At 52.9% G+C, this 22,189-nt stretch carries 21 protein-coding genes; 8 read left to right on the top strand and 13 right to left on the bottom strand.

Translation table 11 applies throughout. The annotated features are described in order from the left end of the window. Window positions 1–392 precede the first annotated feature (392 nt). The gene (locus PsAD5_RS24920) at window positions 393–1,457 is read left to right on the top strand and encodes an alpha/beta fold hydrolase (protein WP_063294069.1); all 1,065 of its coding nucleotides are present in this window, start codon (window positions 393–395) and stop codon (window positions 1,455–1,457) included. Between the two features lie 124 nt (window positions 1,458–1,581). Beyond that, on the top strand, window positions 1,582–2,514 hold the full coding sequence (locus PsAD5_RS24925) for a DMT family transporter (RefSeq protein WP_208988809.1): 933 nt from the start codon (window positions 1,582–1,584) through the stop codon (window positions 2,512–2,514). Window positions 2,515–2,676: 162 nt separating this feature from the next. Here PsAD5_RS24925 and PsAD5_RS24930 read toward each other — a convergent pair whose 3' ends face one another. Beyond that, window positions 2,677–3,429, bottom strand: coding sequence for an inositol monophosphatase family protein (locus tag PsAD5_RS24930; RefSeq protein WP_063294070.1), 753 nt, complete (start codon window positions 3,427–3,429; stop codon window positions 2,677–2,679). Window positions 3,430–3,576: 147 nt separating this feature from the next. Between PsAD5_RS24930 and PsAD5_RS24935 the strand changes: the two genes are divergently transcribed. Then, window positions 3,577–4,020, top strand: a complete 444-nt coding sequence (locus PsAD5_RS24935; RefSeq protein ID WP_082826966.1) for a DUF3429 domain-containing protein — start codon at window positions 3,577–3,579, stop codon at window positions 4,018–4,020. Between the two features lie 99 nt (window positions 4,021–4,119). On the opposite strand, the gene PsAD5_RS24940 is transcribed toward PsAD5_RS24935, so the two are convergent. Genes PsAD5_RS24940 through PsAD5_RS24955 form a run of 4 tightly spaced genes read right to left on the bottom strand, consistent with a single transcriptional unit; the run spans window position 4,120 to window position 6,321 of the window. Then, window positions 4,120–4,497, bottom strand: a complete 378-nt coding sequence (locus tag PsAD5_RS24940) for a TIGR01244 family sulfur transferase (protein ID WP_057461236.1) — start codon at window positions 4,495–4,497, stop codon at window positions 4,120–4,122. Further along, window positions 4,487–5,377: an MBL fold metallo-hydrolase gene (locus PsAD5_RS24945; RefSeq protein WP_084406042.1), complete on the bottom strand. Its 891-nt coding sequence runs from the start codon at window positions 5,375–5,377 to the stop codon at window positions 4,487–4,489. The genes PsAD5_RS24940 and PsAD5_RS24945 overlap by 11 nt, the downstream gene beginning before the upstream one ends. 49 nt (window positions 5,378–5,426) lie before the next feature. After that, on the bottom strand, window positions 5,427–5,867 hold the full coding sequence (locus PsAD5_RS24950) for a DUF6691 family protein (RefSeq protein ID WP_063294071.1): 441 nt from the start codon (window positions 5,865–5,867) through the stop codon (window positions 5,427–5,429). A gap of 1 nt (window position 5,868) precedes the next feature. Beyond that, window positions 5,869–6,321 carry a YeeE/YedE family protein gene (locus PsAD5_RS24955; protein WP_057461234.1) on the bottom strand — a complete coding sequence of 151 codons (453 nt, stop codon included), beginning with the start codon at window positions 6,319–6,321 and terminating at the stop codon, window positions 5,869–5,871. Between the two features lie 305 nt (window positions 6,322–6,626). On the opposite strand from PsAD5_RS24955, the gene PsAD5_RS24960 reads away from it, so the two are divergent. After that, the gene (locus tag PsAD5_RS24960; RefSeq protein ID WP_057461282.1) at window positions 6,627–7,775 is read left to right on the top strand and encodes an acyl-CoA dehydrogenase family protein; all 1,149 of its coding nucleotides are present in this window, start codon (window positions 6,627–6,629) and stop codon (window positions 7,773–7,775) included. A 36-nt stretch (window positions 7,776–7,811) separates the two neighbouring features. Here PsAD5_RS24960 and PsAD5_RS24965 read toward each other — a convergent pair whose 3' ends face one another. Both PsAD5_RS24965 and PsAD5_RS24970 read right to left on the bottom strand, forming a co-directional pair. Next, window positions 7,812–8,447, bottom strand: a complete 636-nt coding sequence (locus PsAD5_RS24965) for a hypothetical protein (RefSeq protein WP_063294072.1) — start codon at window positions 8,445–8,447, stop codon at window positions 7,812–7,814. 154 nt (window positions 8,448–8,601) lie between these two features. Next, the gene (locus PsAD5_RS24970; protein ID WP_063294073.1) at window positions 8,602–9,474 is read right to left on the bottom strand and encodes a trypsin-like serine peptidase; all 873 of its coding nucleotides are present in this window, start codon (window positions 9,472–9,474) and stop codon (window positions 8,602–8,604) included. Window positions 9,475–9,747: 273 nt separating this feature from the next. Here PsAD5_RS24970 and PsAD5_RS24975 point away from each other — a divergent pair, with 273 nt between their 5' ends. The 4 genes from PsAD5_RS24975 to PsAD5_RS24990 are packed head-to-tail and all read left to right on the top strand — an operon-like array spanning window position 9,748 to window position 13,350. After that, window positions 9,748–10,167 (top strand): hypothetical protein, encoded by a 420-nt coding sequence (locus tag PsAD5_RS24975; RefSeq protein ID WP_208980616.1) that lies wholly within the window; start codon window positions 9,748–9,750, stop codon window positions 10,165–10,167. A gap of 14 nt (window positions 10,168–10,181) precedes the next feature. After that, a complete protein-coding gene (locus tag PsAD5_RS24980; RefSeq protein WP_063294074.1) occupies window positions 10,182–10,859 on the top strand; it encodes a PspA/IM30 family protein in 678 nt (225 codons plus the stop codon). A gap of 37 nt (window positions 10,860–10,896) precedes the next feature. Beyond that, window positions 10,897–11,598, top strand: a complete 702-nt coding sequence (locus PsAD5_RS24985; RefSeq protein ID WP_063294075.1) for an OB-fold-containig protein — start codon at window positions 10,897–10,899, stop codon at window positions 11,596–11,598. Between the two features lie 21 nt (window positions 11,599–11,619). Beyond that, window positions 11,620–13,350 (top strand): flotillin family protein, encoded by a 1,731-nt coding sequence (locus tag PsAD5_RS24990; protein ID WP_084406043.1) that lies wholly within the window; start codon window positions 11,620–11,622, stop codon window positions 13,348–13,350. Window positions 13,351–13,401: 51 nt separating this feature from the next. Here PsAD5_RS24990 and PsAD5_RS24995 read toward each other — a convergent pair whose 3' ends face one another. The 6 genes from PsAD5_RS24995 to PsAD5_RS25020 form a co-directional block, all read right to left on the bottom strand. Further along, window positions 13,402–14,574: an acyl-CoA dehydrogenase family protein gene (locus PsAD5_RS24995; protein ID WP_082826963.1), complete on the bottom strand. Its 1,173-nt coding sequence runs from the start codon at window positions 14,572–14,574 to the stop codon at window positions 13,402–13,404. Window positions 14,575–14,640: 66 nt separating this feature from the next. Then, window positions 14,641–16,530: an acetyl/propionyl/methylcrotonyl-CoA carboxylase subunit alpha gene (locus tag PsAD5_RS25000; protein WP_063294076.1), complete on the bottom strand. Its 1,890-nt coding sequence runs from the start codon at window positions 16,528–16,530 to the stop codon at window positions 14,641–14,643. A gap of 48 nt (window positions 16,531–16,578) precedes the next feature. Then, a complete protein-coding gene (locus PsAD5_RS25005; protein ID WP_063294077.1) occupies window positions 16,579–17,766 on the bottom strand; it encodes an acyl-CoA dehydrogenase family protein in 1,188 nt (395 codons plus the stop codon). 53 nt (window positions 17,767–17,819) lie between these two features. After that, a complete protein-coding gene (locus tag PsAD5_RS25010; protein ID WP_063294078.1) occupies window positions 17,820–19,430 on the bottom strand; it encodes an acyl-CoA carboxylase subunit beta in 1,611 nt (536 codons plus the stop codon). After that, complete coding sequence (locus tag PsAD5_RS25015) at window positions 19,418–20,326, bottom strand: SDR family oxidoreductase (RefSeq protein WP_063294079.1); 909 nt, start codon at window positions 20,324–20,326, stop codon at window positions 19,418–19,420. Before PsAD5_RS25015 ends, PsAD5_RS25010 begins: the two co-directional genes overlap by 13 nt. Before the next feature lie 103 nt (window positions 20,327–20,429). Next, entirely contained in the window at window positions 20,430–22,115 is a 1,686-nt protein-coding gene (locus tag PsAD5_RS25020) for an AMP-binding protein (RefSeq protein ID WP_063294080.1), read from the bottom strand. Window positions 22,116–22,189: the final 74 nt, after the last annotated feature.

Genomic DNA, 22,189 nt, shown 5'->3' on the forward strand with positions numbered 1-22,189 from the left:
ATGAGAAGTCTGAGCAGTCACCGGAAAATCAAAAAGGACGCTCGACTGGTGTAATGAAGTGAACAAGAAACATTCACGCGAATTAGAAAACACGCTTCAACCAGAGATCGCAAGCGAAATACGAGATTTTTCGTAGGCAAGCGCAAGAAAATGTAATTTCAGGTCATTCCAAACGCGATTGACGCATGAATATGTCAGACAAAGTCTGATTTCGGAACAAAAGCTACAAAACCCATTCATGAGCCAAATTCCGCAAGAATTGCGAAGCACGTGCAAATTCAATTGAGTACAGTCCTGATACTACAAATTTGAGCGTGCACGTTCTCTTCGCTATAGACCGGATGGGTGCACATATGATTCATTGGGCTCCGCTGCAATGAAGGAGTGATTTTATGAGGGTAAGTGGCAAAAAGATGCTTCTGTTACTCGTTGTTCTGGTTGGCTTGCTGTTTGCTATCGGTGGCGCTGTTGTCTGGTGGATGATGCAACAACCCATGTTCAAGCCGGGCACCGTTGCCCAGCGCGCAGACCTGACCCCCGTCGGCATCTCCGACGACTTCTGGGAAGTCGCACCAGATGTGAAGCTGAAACACTTCTCAACCGGCGAAGGCCGCAACATCCTCTTCATCCATGGTGGACCCGGCATTCCAACCATGGCAAGCGCTCCGGGTTTTGACCTGCTCTCTGACGAGTACCGCGTCAACTACTACGACCAGCGCGGTGTAGGCCGCTCCACACGCCCCTTCGACCGCTTCCCGGCAGAAGACAGCACATGGACAAAGATCCAGCTGCTGGAAAGCACCCTCGGCATCTCTCAGCAACTGGCAGATATTGAACGCATCCGCAAACTGCTGGGCGATGACAAGCTCATCCTCATGGGCCACTCCTACGGCGCCCTGCTCGCCTCCCTCTATGCCGCCGAGTTCCCTGAGAATGTCGATAAGCTCGTCTTGCTCAATCCGGCAGACCTGCTCATCTTCCCCTCTGGCAACAAAGGCTTGTTTGAGAACGTTCGTGAGCTCCTGCCAGAGCGGGACCACAAAGCCTACGACAAATGGCAGCGTCGTTATCTGGATCTCGGTCAGGTCTTCAAAGAAGATGAAGCCAGCCTGCAGCAGTTAGATGCAGACTTCCTGCCATACTTCATCAAGGCCACAGGTGACACCATCAAAGGTGCCCCGCCAATCTCACAGGATCTCTTCGGCAGCTGGTACACCCGCGCTCAGTTCTTCGGCCTTGGCAGACGCCATGACTGGAGCAAACATATGGGCAACATCACCGCTGACACGCTGATCATCCATGGCGACAAAGACTTCCAGCCACTCGCAGTCTCCGAAATCTATGAGGACGCGATCCCAAACGCAAAACTGGAACGCATAGAAGAAGCCGCCCACTTCCCGCACTTCAACAACCCAGAAGAACTGGCCGGCAAACTACGCCCGTTCCTGAACAAGTAACCACCACAATATGCATGCTCCCGGTCAGTCTGGGAGCATGCTGCAAGCTCATTAGATGCATAGCCCCTCTTGCTATGAAAAAGGCAGGAATGAACAAACTACGACAAGCTGATGAATTTACTTTGTGATAAAATTTGATAGGTTGCCCCCATATTATTCACACAAGCAGACTGGCCAGCCTCCCATATCAAACAACATCAAAGGTGCCCTTTGGGCACTGCTGGCAACCGCGTTGTTCGTGCTCACAACCGCACTGGCAAAGATCGCAGCCACAGACTATCACATCCTGCAAATATTGTTTTTTCGTCAGTGCTTTGTCTTCATCTCAGCATTGCCAGTGCTTTTGCATAGTTTCCCACACGGATTTAAAACAAAGAACCCGCTCCAACACGCCTTCCGTCTGACAGGTTCATTCATTGCACTCTCCTCTGGGATTTGGGCGGTCACCGTTCTCCCACTCACAACGGCAACGACCCTCAGTTTTGCGAAGGCTTTTTTCGTGGCACTCCTCGCTGCATTTTTCTTAGGAGAAGCCCTCACAAGAACCCGCATCTTCGGCATCCTTTCGGGCTTCAGTGGAGTACTCGTTGTTATGCGTCCCGGTCTCGACGGCTTTGCCAGCCTCTACACTCTCATTCCGATTTTGGGCGCATTGGGTGCTGCCGTTGCTCTCATATGTGTACGCAAGCTTTCACAAACAGAATCCACAGCCACATTGCTGGCCTATCAAGCAATATTTATTGGCTTCATGTCCGGCCTTCCCATGTTCTGGCTTTGGAAGACACCAGACCTTTACGGCTCGCTCCTGCTCGCAACCATGGGTCTTACCGCCACCATAGGCCAGTGGACCATCATCAAAGCCCTGAGACTGGGTGAAGCCAGCATAATCGGCACAATCCAGTATGTCGCCCTGCTCTACGCCGCCCTGCTCGGGCTTGTCCTCTTCTCCGAGCTGCCAGACACCTTCACCCTCATCGGTGCAGCGGTCATCATCTTCTCCGCCCTTTACATGATGCAAAAAGAACATCGCCGGAAAGCAGCGATCAAACCAACCTAGCGCAGCGCAGAGTGAGGGGAATAACTTTTCGGACGGCCAGCAAAACGGGCTGCCCGTCTACCACAGGACCAGAAACCCCGAGCAACGCAGAAAAAACGCATTCAACGCAAACGAACGCACAAAACAACGCAAAGCAGATATCCCCGCTTCAGATGCCCTCGCCTAAAGGTAGGGAACCAGAATATCTGAGAGCACAGAGCCCTTCGGATAGGCGTAGACGCTGCCCTGCTCATAAACGTAAGGCGCAACTTCAAGACCAGCCTCAGCGCAAATGAGTTGGCCGCCCAGCACATCCCAGCTGTTCACGCAGCCATTGTAGGCGCCATCCACCTGTCCCGTCGCCGCCTGACACAACGCCCACGCCGCAGACCCGCAAATACGGATTTGATGCTGCCCTAACACCAGCCGATTGGCCTTGTTGAGGAAATCGAGATTATTCTCCTGCTTGTAGTTAAAGCACAAGTTCACCACCAGCTCATGGTCACAGGCCTGTCTGGGTCGCAATCTCTTGCCATCCTCAAACGCCCCTATCCCCCGCGCCGCATAAATCGTACGGCGGTGAAAAGGCGCATGGATAACAGCAACCGCTGGTCCCTGCTCATCAACAAAAGCCATGGAAATACAAAAGTCTGGCCGCCCGTAAAGGTAATTGGTCGTCCCATCAATCGGGTCAATCACCCAGCACGGCGGTTGCAGCTCACCGCCTGTTTCTTCCCCCTTGAAACCATGTTCCGGGAAGGCGTCACTCAACGCCTGCTTGATGCGCCGCTCAACTTCACAGTCCGCTTCACTCACGTAATCCAACAAGCCTTTGCTGCCAATCTGCAGCTTGTCGCGGTCATGAAAGACCTCAAGAGCATAAGCACCAGCCTCCTCTGCAATCAGTCTGGCTGTGGTGAGTATCTCTTGCTGCATGGCGGGCACCTTCGCTGGTTATGACCGTCTGGTTGTGCCCTTAAGGTATTGAGCAGTTCATTCAAAAGAGCAACTTCGTATCAGGACTACCTTCAGCCTTAGCCGCTAGCCTTTATCAGGAGTAGAAATGAGCTGGACTGAAACCTGATGAATCGAGAACTGCCCCTGCTCTACGCGTGCCTTGCTCTGGCCGGAACCATTCCGTTCATCGCCGGAGCCATAGGTTTATCAGTGGGTTACTCATTTCTGCCACTGGTGGGCGCAACTGTCATCGCAGTCAGTTTATATGCCCTTGTCATCCTCTCCTTCATGGCGGGAAGCCAATGGGGCATGTTCTTCATCGCTCCTCACCCAAGGCGCGCATGGCTGCTGTTATGGAGCAACTTTGTCGCACTATCCGGCTGGTGCCTGTTCCTGTTTACCGCTCCAATCATCTTCATTCTCGGACTTATCATCCTCTTCTCGGGCATGCTGTTTGTTGATTTCTATTTGCAGAACCTGGAAATCACATCGCGAAACTACCTCGGCGTACGCATCACAGCCACCATCATCACGCTCATCGCACTGGGCGTCATCGCCCTCAACGTCTGAGGTTTATCCCCTCTCGACAACCTAAAACCCACCCACAAACGAAAAATGCCAGCAAGGTCTCCCTCACTGGCATCATAAAATCTAACTGTTTGGCAACGCTTACATATTGATAGAGCGCCACAACATGGTAGACCGGTTCCCACTCCGACAATACGCCAAAACAGGCCTAGGCGCTTCCGCCAGAAAATCAATCAGTTCCTGACCCGCTTCAGCAAAATCTGTCCCCGGTCCGATTGGAATGTAAATGTGCTCCAGACCCTGCTCTTCAGCTGCTCCAGAAACCTCCAGATAAGTCGGCTGGTTCGGTGCTTCATCATCCGGTCGGTTACAGACGATAGACCGGAAACCCTGCTCACGTGCCTTCTCCATGTCCTCAGGATAGAGCTGCCCGGCAACCCAGTAGTCCTCGGCAAGTTGACGCGCACGCAGCTGGCCACCACCGCCACCTGAAATTTTCTGAAGTAGATTAGAGAACATTGACTGGCACTTTCAAATAGGTTTGACCGGTTTCGTTTTCTGCCTCAGGCAAACGACCGGCTCTCATATTCACCTGAATGCTCGGCACAATCAGGTTAGGCACATCAAGCGTTGCATCCCGAGCTTCGCGCATTTCGACGAACTTTTCACGACTAGTACTATTACCTACGTGAATGTTTTCCGCTTTCTCAGCTGCAACGGTTGTTTCAAACAAAATCTCACGCCCATTTGCACCATAGTCATGGCACATGAACAAACGCATTTCGTCAGGCAAACTCAACACTTTATGGATGGAAGCATACAGCACAGATGCGTCCCCGCCCGGGAAGTCAGCACGCGCAGTGCCGCTATCCGGCATAAACAACGTATCCCCCGCAAACGCCGCATCACCAATCACATGCACCATGCACGCTGGTGTATGCCCCGGCGTATGCATCGCAAAGGCTTTCAAATTCCCGATCTGGTAGGTATCCCCGTCCTGAAACAGCTTGTCGAACTGGCTGCCATCGCGTGCAAACTCAGTGCCTGCATTAAACACTTTACCAAACACGCCCTGAACAACTGTCACCTGCTCACCAATGCCAATCTTGCCACCCAGTTTCTGCTGAATATACGGCGCAGCAGACAGGTGGTCCGCATGCACATGGGTTTCGAGCAGCCATTCCAGCTTCAGATCATTCTCGCGGATGTACGCAATGATTTCATCGGCATGCTCAAAGCTGATGCGCCCTGCCGGATAGTCGATATCCATCACACTGTCGATGACCGCACATGCCTTTGTTTCCGGGTCTGTCACCACATAAGTGATGGTGTTCGACACCGGATCAAAGAAATCCTTGATCTCCACTTTCTGATCCATCTGCACAGGATAGCTGCTCATAACCTTCTCCCACCTAAATCCATGATTTATCAATGAAACACATGACAGATCAGGCCTCTTTCAACGCTCTTCGCATTGAGAGGCTGGCAACCAGTCTCGCGACCAGCATCCCCGCCGTCATGCATAAAACAAACACAATCGCCTGAGGCGACAGCAATGAAACTGAAACCAGTGCAGGACCCGGACACAGACCGATTAATCCCCATCCCGCACCAAATGTAGCTGACCCAAAAATCAACCGTTTATCGATCTGCTGAAACGTTGGAATCCGAAAGTCATCCGCCACAAACGGACGCGGTAGAAAGCGCGCTAGACGGAAAAACGGAAAAGCCACCAGAATGGCGCCACCCATCACAAAGGCGAGACTTGGATCCCAATTTCCAAACACATCAAGGAAGTTTTGCACCTTCAAAGGATTGCTCATTCCCGCAACAACCAGCCCCGCCCCAAACGTCAGGCCAGCCAAAAAACCAGCGATGATCCGTTGCATGTTATCCCCCCACCACGTGGCGAAGGACGAACACAACAGCAATGCCGACCGACATAAAGGTGATCGTCGCAGCCAGCGAACGAACAGACAGGCGCGATAAACCACAAACACCATGCCCACTCGTGCATCCGCTTCCAAACACCGAGCCAAAGCCAACAAGAGCCCCTGCAATCGCAATCAGCGTCAGGTCTCCTGTAAACACCTGCTCAATCTCAAATCCCCCTGCCATCAGCAGCAGAGGCGCAAGAACGATCCCAACAACAAACGACAGTTGCCAGCCCTTCTCACCATGCACCCAGGCCGACTTGCCATTGGCAAGCGTACCTGTTTCAAACAAACGGCTATAAATACCGCTAATCCCCGCAATCCGCCCATTGGCGAGCAACAGGATGACAGTAGACAAACCGATTAAAACGCCTCCGGCTAACGAGGCATATGGGGTAAACTCAGTCATGTTTTATACTCGTTCTTTCCCCTGCAGAGGAAAGTTCGGTTGATGGAGAAACTAACCAGGGCATGCGCGATACCATGATCAAAATGTATGTTTTCTAATTTAGTTTTCTCTAATATATAAGTCGATTTTGGAGAGTCAAGTCACAACCGGCAGCAATTATGCCAATCGCCTAATACTCATCGCCAGTTGCGCAGATTGATCACCTCCCTTAGGCTTGCCGTATACGTAAAGAAACGACCCTAAATCGCTGTTGGGAGATGAATTTGGGAAAGCGTCGTTTCTGCTTGAAATACAAAGGGATGGATATGATTGACGAAGACCTGAAAGGTGAACTTGAGCTTTTTCGCGATAATGTAAAGCGGTTCATCGAAGCAGAGATTCTCCCGCACTACGACGAATGGGAGAAGGCAGATATCTTCCCGCGTGACATCTGGAACAAGATGGGCGAGCAAGGCCTGCTCTCTGTAGACACCCCGGAAGCATATGGCGGGTTCGGCACCAACTTCCTGTTCTCCATGGTCATCATTGAAGAGTTCACCCGCGCCAACTGTTCTGGTCTGGGCGTTTCTCTCAGCGTGCATTCCGACATTGTTGCCCCTTATATCCTCAATCACGGCAGTGAAGAGCAGAAGCAAAAGTACCTGCCAAAAATGGTAACAGGCGAGTGCGTCGGCGCCATCGCGATGACTGAACCTGCAGCAGGTTCTGACCTTCAGGGCATCCGCACAATCGCACGCAAAGACGGCGATGATTACATCATCAACGGCAGCAAAATCTTCATCACCAACGGCCAGCATGCAGATATTGTGATCGTTGTGGCTCGCACAAATCTGGACGTCTCCGGCTCCAAGGGAACCAGCCTTTTCCTCGTTGAAGCTGACAACCCGGGCTTCAAACGCGGTCAGAACCTCGACAAGATCGGTCTGCATTCCTCAGACACATCCGAGCTCTTCTTTGAGGACCTCCGCGTCCCAGCCAGCGCTTGCCTCGGCAGAATGGATGCTGGCTTCCACATCATGATGAACGAGCTCCCACGCGAACGACTTACCCTCGCTGTTGGCGCTGTTGCAGGTGCGGAAGGCGTACTGGCAATGACGGCTGACTACGTCAAAGAACGTCAGGCCTTCGGTCGCCCTGTTGCTACCCTTCAGAACACCCGCTTCAAAATGGCAGAAATGGCAACCGACGTCCGCACCCACCGCGCGTTCGTTGACGAATGCTGCCGCCTGTTCCTGGAAGGCAAGCTCGACAACACAACCGTCAGCATGGCCAAACTCGGCACAACGGAAATGCAGGGCCGTGTTGTAGACGGCTGCCTCCAGCTCCACGGCGGCTACGGTTATATGAGAGAATACGGCGTTTCCCGCGCCTTCGTAGACGCCCGCGTTCAGCGCATCTACGGCGGGACCTCAGAAATCATGAAGGAACTGATCAGCCGCGAAGTGCTGGCTTAAACTTCTTCAGGGGGAGGCTTTGGTCTCCCCTTTTGCTTATTGCACCAGCTTGTTGCGGACAACGCGCAGCTCATCAAACCGCATCACATCGTTTTCGGATGTCCAAAGATGCTTGCCTTCCCCTCTAAGGATGGTCCCAAGCTCAGGGCTGTAGGCATATTTGGTAACAATATCCTCACCCTCTGCGCTAACGGTTTCAAGCGTCACATCAAGTACATCGTAGGCGCAACTGCCAACCTGTAAGCGGTCAGGCTCACCAACGGAAAACTTGTAGGGCACGTCCCTGCGTACAAGATCTTCGTTCTCGAACACATCAATGGATGCTGTCCAGATCTTACCAACTTCCAGCGGAAAGAACTCAGCAAACGGTGTATCTGGCACGTAAGTCCGATTAATGTGAGCCCCTCGTTCATAGGAAAGGAACAAACCCTTCTCATGAACATGTATCTGGTCACGCACCACCACATATCGCTCATTCAAATGCAGCTCTGTAACCTGTCCGTCCTCTTCAAGTCGAACAAACAAACGTACGGGAATACTGCTGTTTATGAGGACCATTCCGGTTTTCATCGTGTCTGCGGTTGGGCACACTTGTGCAACAGCCGCGCCACCAAAGAGTACGCTTCCCAGAAGTCCTAAAATTGTTTTGCTTATAACGCCGGAGCTTTGCATCGATCTATCATGTAGATTTATTCTTCTATTTATGGACGCTTATCTAGCAGCATTCTGAAAAAAGAGGATTGATATATACGTTATGCCCATTAGTCACTTTGAACTACGTATATCAACATAACACTTTGGTTAGTGCACTGATATTGCTGCTTAATTACAAACCAAGACGTTCAGTAATCCTCAATGCGTCGGTGTTGCGCTTTGACGCATGCAGCTTCAGGTAGGCTAAAATAGCGCTGATCCGGATACCGCGGTTCGCAATCCAGCGGTTTCTGTTGGATGGATGAGAAATACTGCGGTGGTGCAATGCCACCGGCAACCATTGGTCATTCAGCACCGGCGCACCCGAAGACCCAGGCAGGGTATCACTTGAGTAAGTTATGAAGTGGTCATGAACACTCAGGATTTGGCTGTTGCGAAGAGAAAGACTCTTCAACCCGCCATTGGGATGATGAATGATTGAAACAGACTCACCTTTCACCGCCTTGCCAGATTGAGGCAACAGCTTCAAAGAACCAAAGTCAGAGAGTGACCGGGCCTCTTTATTCCCCTCTTCAACAGAGACGAAACTGAAATCCAGATTGTTACTCGTGCTGGTAAAGAAGATCTCATCCGTGATCGAGAACTCTGCCGACCGCCCAAGCGAAAAATCCTCATCCATCTCATATTGAAAGATAGCCGAGGCCTGCGCTGCTGATTGCCGCGACCGGATCACATGATTATTGGTCAGAAGCAGGTTCGGCCCAACCATAAAGCCAGACCCAGCCCCTGCCGGAATACGTCCACCCCGATAAAGCTGAACCTTGCAGATAGACCGCGCAGCCACGACCCCACGGCTGAGGTAGTTGATCGGGAAGATGTCAGAAACACCCATGATCCGCTCAAAGGCAGTGTTATCCCCCTCCGGGATCAAACTCTTGCGCACATGCAGGCGTTCCGGTTCATCCCAAACAGCATCACCAAACTCGCCTGTCCCATGTTCACTTGCCGGGCCGCAATCACATCTATCCTCACGCGAGTTCGCCATTTTGAAATCTCACCTTATCCAACATCATCCTTCCTGAAGAAGACCAATCCAAACAGCTGCTGTGAGACCTCAGAGTTCATTCACCAAAAAACCAACTAAATACTCGCATTTTGGTCAGTGTCATTTTCTGCAAATCCAAAAAACTTTAGCTTACCCTCTTGAACAATCATAAATTGCAATTACATTAGAACTACATTTGTAATGCAAAGGTGCTACATGCCATCAAGATCCATTTCGCTAAGCGTGCGATTAACGCAAGAGGAATCGGAGCGCTTGGCCCGGTTGAACTTTCCGGAAGCCAAAACGCCAAGTGATAAAATCCGGGCGCTCATAGCCGCACCGGAAAGTAGCTTCGCATCACTGGGCGATGGTACGCACACATTTGCAGCGCGGAAACTGGTAAAACCAGCAAGCGACATGCTGGATCAGAGTGACCGTCAGTCTGACGTTCTGCGGTTACTGACTGATCGCCTTCCGCTTCTTTTAGGGGAGCTGGCTGGCAAAGCTGGCGAAACAGATCTGAAGGACGCAGAAGCCGCAGTTACAGAAGATTTTTTTGAGCTCATTGAGCTGGTGCTTCAGGCCGGATTGAGACGGAATCCACGCCTGCAAAATCCGGAACTCTTCAAAGAGCTTGTCGATGATATGCGCAGCTCCACCGAACTTTTGCGCAACCGTTTAAACTCGAAGTAATACTGGAGGACTCAATGTCTGAATCTCTTTTATCTCGCGTCGGTCGTCTGGTTTCCGGAACTGCCAACTCCATTGTAGATGCCGTCGAAAGCACTGCACCTGACATGGTGATGAAACAGGCCATTCGTGAACTCGACAACGCTGTTGAAGACGTCCGCGACGCTCTTGGCAAAGCAGCCGTCAAAAAGCACGTAGCAAGCCAGCGGCTCGCAGAGACCAACAAGTCTCACGAAGAACTCTCCGAGAAAACCGCCATTGCCCTGCGCGCTGGCGAGAAGGATCTAGCCCGCGCGGCTGTTGCCCGTCAGATGGATCTGGAAGCTCAAATTCCAGTTCTGGAAAAGACAATTGCCGACGCTGGTGATGAAGAACAGGAGCTCAACAACTCCATCCTCGCTCTTCAGGGCCGCAAGCGCGAAATGGCAGACCAACTGGACGCTTACATTGCGCAAAAAAATGCTGCAACATCACAAAGCGCAACAGCAGATGGAGGCAGCGATCACAAGCTCAATACAGCCGTTGACAATGCCAACTCTGCATTTGATCGCGCAATGAAAGCGGCTACAGGAGTACCGGGTGTCGCGAACTCAGGAAGTATGGCCGACGATGCAAAGCTCGCAAAGCTGGATCAGATGACCCGCGACCACCGCGTAGAAGAGCGCCTTGCTGCGCTGGAAGCTGAACTGGAATAACAGCAACCGGCAATCATAGTGTTCATTGGGGGATGAATTGGCACAACTACTTTTTTCAAGCGAGACCTATCTCTTCACGCTCGCCATTTTTGTCATGCTCGCTCTGGCGCTGCTCGAAGTTGTCGGCATGGTGTTCGGGCTATCTCTTTCCGGTCTGGTCGATGATGTATTGCCGGATCTGGATATCGATGCGGATGTCGATATGGATGCAGACGTCTCGGTAGACGCGGTCGGCCTTGGCCCCGTCGACGGGTTCCTGGCATGGCTGGCCGTGGGCAAGGTCCCGTTCATCGTCTTGCTGATCATCCTGCTTACCAGCTTCGGCATCATAGGTGTGCTGATACAGTACACCGCTGCATCTGTCATAGGCTCATCAATCCCCTTCTGGATGGCGCTCATCCCGACGGTGATTGTCAGCTTCTGGTTCACCGCCACAACTGGTCATGCCATTGGCCGCATCATGCCCAAGGAAGAGACAGACGCACGCTCACGAAACAATTTGGTGGGCGAAGTTGCAGTCCTGACACTTGGCAATGCGACCATGGCTTTGCAGGCAGAAGCCCGCGTTACGGATAATTTTGGCACACGACATTACGTGCAGGTCATTCCAGACCAGCCAGACATCACATTAATGCAGGGAGACGAAGTCTTGCTTGTCGGCTTAAAAGGCTCCCTTTTCACAGCAATTGCGAACCCACACAAAAATTTATCACCTCGCCCAGACACGCTTGCAGATTAATCTCTCAATTTGAGGCCCAATATGTTTACAGAAAATCAAAACTCCGCCTTGGAGTCAGCCACTGGACTGACTGAGATGCTCGTCCTGGCAGCCGTTGTCCTTATTGCCCTTCTCGCAATCGGCATTGTCTTCTCCCGCCTCTACACCCGCTCTTCAAAAGAAGTTGCGTTTGTACGGACTGGTTTTGGCGGTCAGAAAGTCATCATGAACGGCGGCGCAATCGTCTTGCCAGTCCTTCATGACATCATTCAAGTGAATATGAACACCTTGCGCCTTGAAGTGCGCAGAGCCGATGAAGCAGCCCTTATCACCCGAGACCGCATGCGCGTCGACGTGGTGGCCGAGTTCTACCTGCGTGCTCAGCCAACCATCGAATCCATTGCCAATGCCGCACAAACCCTCGGCACTCGTACCATGCGTCCGGAAGACCTGAAGCACCTCATTGAAGGCAAGTTCGTCGATGCTCTGCGCGCCGTGGCTGCTGAAATGGCAATGGAAGAACTGCACGAACAGCGCGTTTCCTTCGTTCAAAAGGTACAGGCAGCTGTCTCCGAAGATCTGCTGAAAAACGGCCTTGAGCTGGAATCAGTCTCCCTGACCGGCCTTGACCAGACTCGCATGGAATACTTCAATCCAAACAACGCATTTGATGCAGAAGGTCTGACCAAGCTCACGCAAGAAATTGAAGAGCGCCGCAGAAAGCGCAACGACATTGAGCAGGATACAGAAGTCCTGATCCGCCGCAAAAACCTCGAAGCTGAGCAGCAAAAGCTCGAAATCGCTCGTGAGGAAGAATACGCTTCACTGGAACAGCAGCGCGATCTGGAAATTCGCAAAGCCAAGCAGCAAGCATTGATTGCCACGGAACAGGCAGAACGTCGCCGTGATGCAGAGCAGGCAGATATCACCTCGAAGCTGGAAATCCGCCAGTCAGCAATCGCATCCGAGCGTCAGGTCAAAGAGCAGGAAATTCTCAAGGACCGCGCACTGGAAGAAACGCGCATTGAAAAAGAGAAGGTTCTTGAGCTGACCCAACAGGACCGCTCAATTGCAGTCTCTGAAAAATCCAAAGCGCTTTCAACTGCCGATGCTGCAGCAAACGAAGCCCGCGCTATTGCGATCAAGGCAGAAGAACAGGTCATCACAGCGCGTGAGATCGAAGTAGCAGAACGTCACAAGCAGGTCGATCTGGTTCAGGCAGCTCAGGATGCAGAACGCTCCGCAATCGCCGTTACAGTTGGTGCGGAAGCAGAAAAGCAAGCTGCGGAAGACCATGCAGAAGCTGTTCGTCTGAAAGCAGGCGGTGATGCGGATCAGATCCGTATTGCAGCAAACGCGGAAGCAGATGCCGTCACGACCCGTGCTGAAGCTGACAAACTGCGCCTCGCAGTAGAAGCAGAAGGTCAGCGTATCCTAAACGAGGCATCCAACCTCCTGTCACCTGAGCAGATCAATATGCAGGTCAAACTGGCTCTGATCGAAGCTCTGCCACAGGTCATCAGCGAGAGCGTGAAGCCAATGGAGAACATCAACGAGATCAAAATCCTTCAGGTCGATGGTCTGGGTGGTGCAGCACCAGCAGCAAACGGAACACCAGCAGAAGGGTCTGCCGGTCTATCCGATCAGTTGGTCAACTCAGCCCTGAGATACCGCTCTCAGGCCCCACTGGTCGACAGTCTCCTTGGAGAACTGGGCATCTCCGGCGTAACGCCAAATGAGATGGCACAGTCAGTCTCCAAAGAGACCGTATAAAACACAAAAGCCCCGCTCAAAAGCGGGGCTTTTTCATTCAAAACAAAACACTTAGATACCCATTTGCCGACTGGCCAGATCCTTCATGATCTCTGAAGAACCGCCACCAATCGTCATCACCTTGGTCTCACGGTAAATGCGCTCAACCTTGGTTCCGCGCATGTAACCTGCACCACCAAGGATTTGCAGACACTCATTGGCCACATATTCCAGTGTGCTTGTTGCAAGGTTCTTCGCCATACAGATCTCGGTGATCGGGCTTTCTCCCAGCTGCAACCGCTGCGCCAGCTCTTCCAGCACAGCCCGAACTGCCTGCATCTTCATCGCCATATCGACAAACTTGTGCCGAATGACCTGACGATAAATGAGCGGCTTGCCAAACGTCTCACGCTGCTTCGCCCAGTCAAGTGCCTCTTCAAAAACACCCAGCATATGCCCGTAACAGGCAGAGGCGAGGAACAGGCGCTCGTTGTTGAAATTCATCATGATGCCCATGAACCCGGCATTCTCTCCGCCAATCAGGTTCTCCACCGGCACCTTCACATTGTCGAAATGCAGCGTAGCGGTGTCAGAGGCCCACCATCCCATCTTGTGCAACGGCGTCTGAGTAAAACCTTCCATACCCTTTTCAACCAGCATCAGCGAAATGCCACCCATGCCCGTATCACCAGTCCGCACAGCAACTGTGTAGTAGTCTGCACGCATACCGGAGGTGATGAAAGTCTTCTCACCATTCAAAACGTAATGACCATTCTCACGGCGGGCAACCGTCTTCAGGTTCTGCACATCTGATCCACCACCCGGCTCAGTAATCGCAAGCGCCGAAATCTTCTCGCCTGCCAAAACTGACGGGATCACCCGTGCCTTCAACTCATCAGACCCAAGGTGCGCAATTGGCGGCGTGCCAATGGTGTGGCTCATCAAGCCTGCATTGATGCCTCCACTCCCCGCACGTCCAAGCTCAACGGCGGAGAGATAAGACAACGGATAATCGATACCCGTCCCGCCATACTCCTCAGGAAACATGATGCCGAGCAGCCCAACATCCGCCGCCTTTTTGTAAAGCTCACGAGGAAACTCGTTGGCTTCATCCCATTGGGCGACATAAGGAGTGATCTCCTTGGCAATGAAACGGGAAAGCACATCACGAAAAGCCTCATGCTCCTCGTTGAACATGGTGGACTTGCGCTTCAATCCGAAGTCAGGAAGACTCAAACTCATCATATTCTCCTCCGCAAAACCTGCGGGTCATTCACAAAATCATTGGCACAAAATCACTGGCAGAAGATCTCAGGCGGTCTCTTCTTCCAGACGAACCAGCACATCGCGGCTGTTCACTTGTGCACCTTCCTGCGTCCCAAGTTCAGCAACAACACCATCACGCGGTGCCGTCAGCTCGTGCTGCATCTTCATCGCTTCCAGAACCAGCAGCACATCTCCTTTGAAGACCTGCGCACCCTGCTCTGTTTTCAAAGCAACAACAGCACCCGGCATCGGTGCAATAATCGAGCTGGATGCAGCCGAATTATCTTCTTTCTTGGAGCTGAAACTCTGCTCTTCGAAGAACTGCGTCTGCCCTTCCAACGAGATCCAAAGCCCCCCTTCAGGCGCTTCACTCACAAAGGCAGAGCGACGAACGCCGTCCGCTTCAAAAACAATGCTGCCGCGATCTTCACCTGTAAGAACCCGCAGGTCCTCCCGCACAGAGACTTCCTCACCATCCAGCTTGATCCTCACGGGCAAAGGTGTCGCTGTCGTCCAGCGGCTTTGGCCTTTGCTGCGAGCAAACAAACACACGGAAAGATCCCGCATAAGCTCTCGCGTTACATCTGCTGCAACAGAGCCAAGTTCACGATCATTAAGAAACGCCGTCGTAGCCTTGCCAGCTGCAAACACATCATCCTGCAACACACTCTTCAGAAAGGAGCCATTGTGAACCAGACCTTGCAAAACCAACTCATCCAGCCCGCGCAACAGCTTACGCCGTGCTTCATCCCGATCACTGCCATGTGCAATCAACTTGGCAATCATTGGATCGTAGTAGGATGAAATCTCGCTGCCCTGCTCAATGGCACTATCAACGCGCACGGAAAGATCATTGCCATTCCAGGCCAGCACAGTCCCCGTTTGTGGCAAAAAGCCAGCGTCCGCATCTTCTGCATAGAGACGCAACTCCATGGCGTGACCACTGAAGGAAATATCCTCCTGGCTCAACGGCAAAGGCTTTCCAGCGGCAACATCCAGTTGCCACGCAACCAGATCCTGCCCGGTAATTTCCTCCGTCACCGGATGCTCCACCTGCAAACGGGTGTTCATCTCCATAAAGTAGAAACTGCCATCAACAGCCAACAAAAACTCAACGGTTCCAGCCCCGCGATAGCCAATGGCCCGCGCCGCATCAACAGCAGCCTGCCCCATTGCCTCGCGGATTTCCGGCGTAACCGACGGCCCCGGTGCTTCCTCAATCACCTTTTGGTGGCGACGCTGCACAGAACAGTCCCGCTCCCCCAGATGCACCACGCTGCCATGATTATCAGCAAACACCTGAATCTCGACATGACGCGGATTGATCACCGCCTTCTCAAGGATGAGCTCGCCATTGCCAAAAGCATTTTCAGCTTCTGAAGCCGCAGCCGCCAGCTTGTCTTCAAGCCCACTCAGGTCTTCAACCAAACGCAAACCGCGCCCACCGCCACCAGCTGACGCCTTGATCATCAACGGCACGCCAATACACGCCGCTTCTGCAGCCAATGTCTCCGTAGACTGATCTGCGCCAGAATACCCCGACACACACGGCACGCCCGCCTCAATCATCCGCAGTTTGGAAAGCCGCTTGGAGCCCATCAACTCAATCGCTTCCGCAGGCGGACCAATGAAGACCAGTCCAGCATCCGCACAAGCGCACGCAAACTCCGCGTTTTCTGCCAGAAACCCATATCCCGGATGCACAGCCTGTGCGCCGGTTTTACGGGCCGCTTCCAATATAGCTTCAATATTCAGGTAGGAGTCTGCTGGTGTTGCCCCGCCAATACACGCTGCAATATCAGCATCTTCAACATGAGGAGCCATTGCATCAGCCTCGGAATAAACAGCAATACTCCGATAGCCCTTTTGCCGCGCAGTGCGGAACACTCGGCGAGCAATCTCCCCCCGATTGGCGACCAGGACGCTATCAAACATCGAAAATTCCCTTCACAGTGCCAAGATAGTCAGGCTTGCGAAAGCAGCTTATTCAGCCGCTTCCTTCTGCATTGCACGGTTCTTCTTTGGGTTTGGCAAAGTGCCATCCAGCTTGGAGATGATGGAAAGCATCACTTCATCTGCACCGCCACCAATGGACGTCAGGCGACTATCCCGCAGGAACTGGCTCACAGGGCTGTCCCACATGTAACCCATGCCACCCCAGAACTGCAGACAGGAATCCGCAAGCTCACGAGACAAACGGCCCGCCTTCAGCTTCGCCATGGAAGCAAGGCGCGTCACGTTCTCACCACGCACCATGGATTCAACGCACTTCTCAGAAAGCGCACGCAACAGCTCCACTTCAGTGCGCAATTCACCAAGGCGGAAGTGCACCACTTGAAAATCCAGAATGCTCTGGTTGAAGGCTGAACGCTCACGGCAATAATCTTCCGTCAGCTGAATGATGCGGTCCATGCCATCAACAAGCGATAAGGCACACCACAGGCGCTCTTCCTGGAACTGCAGCATCTGGTACATGAAACCAGCACCCTCAGTGCCAATCAGATTGCGCTGAGGAACACGCACGTCATCAAAGAAGATCTGCGCCGTATCAGAAGAGCGCTGACCAAGCTTGTTCAGACGATCCGACTTGGTGATGCCAGCACTGTCCATCGGCACAACAATCAGCGATTTGTTCTGGTGCTTATGCCCCTCACTGGTGTTCACCAGCATGCACATATAGTCCGCCTGCGTGGAGTTGGTGATCCACATCTTGGAGCCGTTGATGATATAATCATCACCATCTTTCACCGCATTACTCTTGATGTTCGCCACATCAGACCCGGCATGGGCTTCAGAAACGCCAACACAGGCCACCATGTCACCAGCAATCGCAGGGGTCAAAAACTCCTTGCGCAGCTCATCAGATCCAAAGCGGGAGAGCGCCGGGGTCGCCATGTCGGTTTGCACGCCAATTGCCATGGGCACACCACCACAGGCACATGCGCCCAGCGCTTCAATGGTCATGGCCTGATAGGAGTAATCAAGGCCCATCCCGCCATACTCTTCTGGCTTGTTGACACCAAGAAAACCGAGATCACCCATTTTCTTGAAAAGCTCATGAGCTGGAAAGATTCCTGCCTCTTCCCATTCCGGCACATGCGGATTGATTTCGGCCTCGACGAACTTGACCACCGCACTTTTCATTTTCCGATGTTCTTCAGTATATTCCATCGTGAAACCCTCATGTTGAACTGGACTCAAAGAGCCGAATAGCGCTGCTCTGCCTAGCCGCGCGCGACCCCAAATGCTGTTGGATTAAGCTGACGTTTCCTGGCATCTGCACAAACAGATAGGGCCAATGAGACAACGCGGCGCGTGTCTCTCGGATCAATGATCCCATCATCCCAAAGCCGCGCCGTCGCAAACAGCGCTGTGGTCTCTGGTGACATCTGGTCAACGATCTTCTGTGCCATCTGGTCAGTCATGCCATCTGGAATCTCTTGTCCCATCTTCGCAAACTTCTCTTCAGTGATGATCTTCATCACCGTCGCCGCCTGCTCCGGCCCCATCACACCAACTTTGGCCGATGGCCACGAGAAGATGAAATCAGGATCAAACCCACGGCCACACATGCCGTAGTTACCAGCACCCCAGGCACCACCAACCACAATGGTCACTTTCGGCACCGTCGCATTGGCAACCGCCTGGATCATCTTGGACCCATGCTTGACGATCCCGCCTGTCTCCGCATCCCGGCCCACCAGATAGCCAGTGGTGTTCATCAGGAACAGCAGCGGCGTATTGCTTTGGCAGCAAAGCTGAATAAATTGCGCCGCCTTCACCGCACCTTGCGGATCAATCGGGCCGTTATTGCCCAAAATGCCAACAGCCTGCCCATCAATGCGAGCATGACCACAAACCGTGGCTCCGCCAAATTCCTTCTTGAAATCAAGGAAGTCAGAGCCGTCCGTGATGCGAGCAATAATCTCGCGCACATCATACGGTTTCTTGGCATCCTCAGGCACGATGCCCAGCAGATCCGTGGCATCATAAAACGGCTGTTTGCCACCTTCCGCCTCGACCGGCGCATCCCAAGGCAGATGGTCAACAATCTCACGCGCGGTCTCGACGCCATGCGCATCATCCTCTGCCATGTATTCAGCTGTGCCAGCTGTGTTGTAATGCAGCTCCGCACCACCCAGTTCTTCATCGCACGCAATCTCACCCGTTGCCGCTTTCAGCAGCGGAGGACCGGCCAGAAAGATCTTCGACTTGCCACGCACCACAACAGTGTAATCCGACAGCCCCGGCATGTAGGCACCACCAGCGGTCGATGACCCATGCACCACCGTCACCTGCGGAATGCCTGCCGCAGACATACGCGCCTGATTGGCAAACGCCCGTCCGCCTTCAACAAACAGTTCAGACTGGTACATGAGGTTCGCACCAGCACTTTCCGTCAGCGCAACAATCGGGAGTTTCTGTTTCTTGGCAATTTCCTGCAGGCGAAGCGTCTTCTTCAATCCCATTGGAGAGATAGAGCCGCCTTTGATCGCAGAATCCGTCGCCACCACAAGACAGCGCTTTCCAGCCACATAGCCAATGCCAGCTATAGAGCCACCACCAGCAACATTCTTCTTGCCGTCATCGTCATGCATCTTCAGGCCAGCCAGCGTGGAAATCTCCATAAACGGAGAACCACGATCCAGCAGCAGGCTCACACGATCCCGTGGCAACAACTGGCCACGCTTCTCAAACTTCCCGCGCTTGCTCTCAGAGTTTTCCCGAACCTTTGCCTCATACCCACGGAACTCTTCAATGAGAGCTTCCATGAAGGCTTTGTTCTGAGCAAACGCAGCGCTGCCGCTATCGACTGAGGAGGTTAACTTGGGCATTTGTCTTTCTCCCAAGCTTTAAGGGCCCTAGGCTTCTCATAGCGATGAAACCCTTGGTATTCCTTCATATTCGCATTGTCGCCAACTGGCATTAGGTTGGTCCAGAGCGGCGCTCCGCCATCCACGCCAATACACTGTCCAGTCATGAACGCAGCTCCCGGAGAAAGCAGGAAGTTCACCAGAGAGGCAACCTCAGCTTCCGTGCCCAAACGACGCGCGAGGTTGTTGTCCGCCATCCGCGCAAACATGGTTTTGATGAAGTTTTCGTCGTAGGTGTCAAAGCCGGAAGACGCGATCCAACCCGGCGCAACCGCATTCACCCGCACACCTGCTTCGGCCCATTCAACAGCCAGCGTCATGGTTAGGTTCTGCATACCAGCCCGTGCCACACCAGAGTGCGCCATGCCCGGCATACCGCGCCACATGTCTGCAACGATGTTGACAATGGCACCACCTTTGCTCTTGCGCATACCCTGATTGTAAACCTCACGCGCCATCAAAAAGCCGCCTGTAACGTTGGTCTCGACAACCGCGTCAAAGCCCTTCTTCTTGATTGAAGCCGCAGGGCTTGGATACTGCCCGCCCGCATTGTTCACGAGGCCATGGATCACACCACGCTCCGCAACAATCTTGGCGACGGTTTCACCAACAGCCTCTTCATTGCGAATGTCCAGCGAGTGCGTAGAAACCTCGCCGCCATCCTCACGAATTTCATCAGCCACCGCATCAAGCTTTGCCTGCTTGCGGCCAAGGAGAACGGTATGGGCGCCCAACGCTGCAAGTTCGTGGGCGATACAGCGACCAATGCCACTGCCTCCCCCAGTCACAATCATTGTTTGTCCATCAAACAACCCATCTCGCAGGACTGATGCGTAACGGGACGGTTCATTGCTCATTCCAAATTCTCCCTGCCACTCACGCGGCTTATTCAAACAGAGGCCCTCGCCTCAAAATTCCCGGTTTGGGGTGACCGCGTCACCCCAAACCATTGTCAGTCTTTCAGGCCGGCGCACCAGCCGCAGCACCGCATTCATCTTCCCAAACCACCGGACGATCAGGCATACCTTGCACCACCTCTTGATAGCGATCTTCAAGGCGTGTTCTTTTGATTTTCATGGTCGGGGTGAGATAACCATTCTCAATGGTCCACATGTCGTTTGCGACAATGATGGAGCTCAGTTTCAAATGGCTTTCAACGGCACTGTTGATGCTGTGATAGGTCTCTTCAAGGCTGGTACGCACCTCTTCGCGCGACAGTCCATGGGTCATCTCGCTGGAGAGGAACACCACCGCCGCAGGCTGTGCCAAATCAGACCCCATCACACAGGCTTGCTCAACATACGTGTTGTCAAACAGCATGGCCTCAATCGGCACCGGCGCAATGTACTTGCCTTTGGAAGATTTGAAGATTTCCTTCACACGGCCCGTAATACGCAAGAACCCATCTGCATCCTGCTCAACCTTGTCACCAGTATGGAACCAGCCATCTTCAATGGTTTCAGCAGTCAGCTCAGGATCCTTGTAGTATCCCTTGGTAACAGCGTCTCCACGAATGAGAAGCTCACCTTCATCGGTGATCTTGATCTCAAGCCCTGCAAGCGGCGTACCGATTGTGCCGACCTTATCCGCACGGAATGGGAAGTGAGAGGACGCAAGACCTGCGGTCTCGGTCATGCCCCATCCCTCAGTAATGTTGATGCCCAGCTTCTGGTACCATTCCAGAACAGCCTTGGAGATTGGTGCTGAACCACTCCCGATGAGCTTTGCGTTGGTCAGGCCAAGCTGTCCGCGGATCTTCCGCTTCACATACCAGCTCAGGATCGGAATGCTCAAAAGCCTGTCCAGCTTCTTCTGCGGGACCTTGGCAAGGATACTGGACTGGAATTTCATCCAGAGACGCGGAACAGAAATGAACATGGTCACTTCAGCTGCCCGCAAGTCCTCTGCAAAGGTGTCCAAAGACTCCACAAAGCTCACGACCACACCTGCATAAAGGCTCACATGCTCAATAAGAGCACGCTCGGTGATATGCGCCAGCGGAAGATAGGAGATCAGGCGTTCTTCACGGCCCAGTTCCAAAGACTGGGTTGGAGACCATGCGCCATAGGCAATATTGCGCCAGGTGACTTCCACCCCCTTCGGATTCCCGGTGGAGCCAGAGGTGTAAACAATGGAAAACAGCTCATCCAGCTCTGGCTTGGCCAGCTTATCTTCTGGCAACGGATCATTCGTTTTGACCAGCTGCGTCCAGCTGTGCTCACAATCTATCGTGTTATAGGGAAGCGCGATCTTGACCACGCTCTCAGGAATACCCTGCTGGCTCGGCGCAAAGTCATCCAGCTTGCCCATAAACAGCGCTTTGATATCTGCATGATTGATGATGTAGCTGATCGTATCCGCTGAGGCGGTGTAATAAATTGGTGTTGAGATATAACCAGCGGCCTGAATTGCAAAGTCAGCCAAAAACCATTCAGCGCAGTTTTTAGAGAGAATACCAATCCGGTCTCCCGGTTGGAAACCCATTGACTGGAGCGCAGCAGCCACACGCCGGACGGTGTCGTAACACTCCTTCCAGGTGAATTCTATGAACTGCCGGTTCACGGGTTGTCGCAGATAAACCGAGTTTGGTTTATCTGTGGCCCATTTTTGCAGCATTTCAATTGGCAGTGCGTACTGTGTACCCATGTTCCCTCCTCTGATGTGTTGGTTCAGCCTCCCCGCTGGTTCCAACACTATCGTTATTGCGCGATAGACTTCGG

Source organism: Pseudovibrio sp. Ad5 (assembly GCF_001623095.1).
GTDB lineage: Bacteria > Pseudomonadota > Alphaproteobacteria > Rhizobiales > Stappiaceae > Pseudovibrio.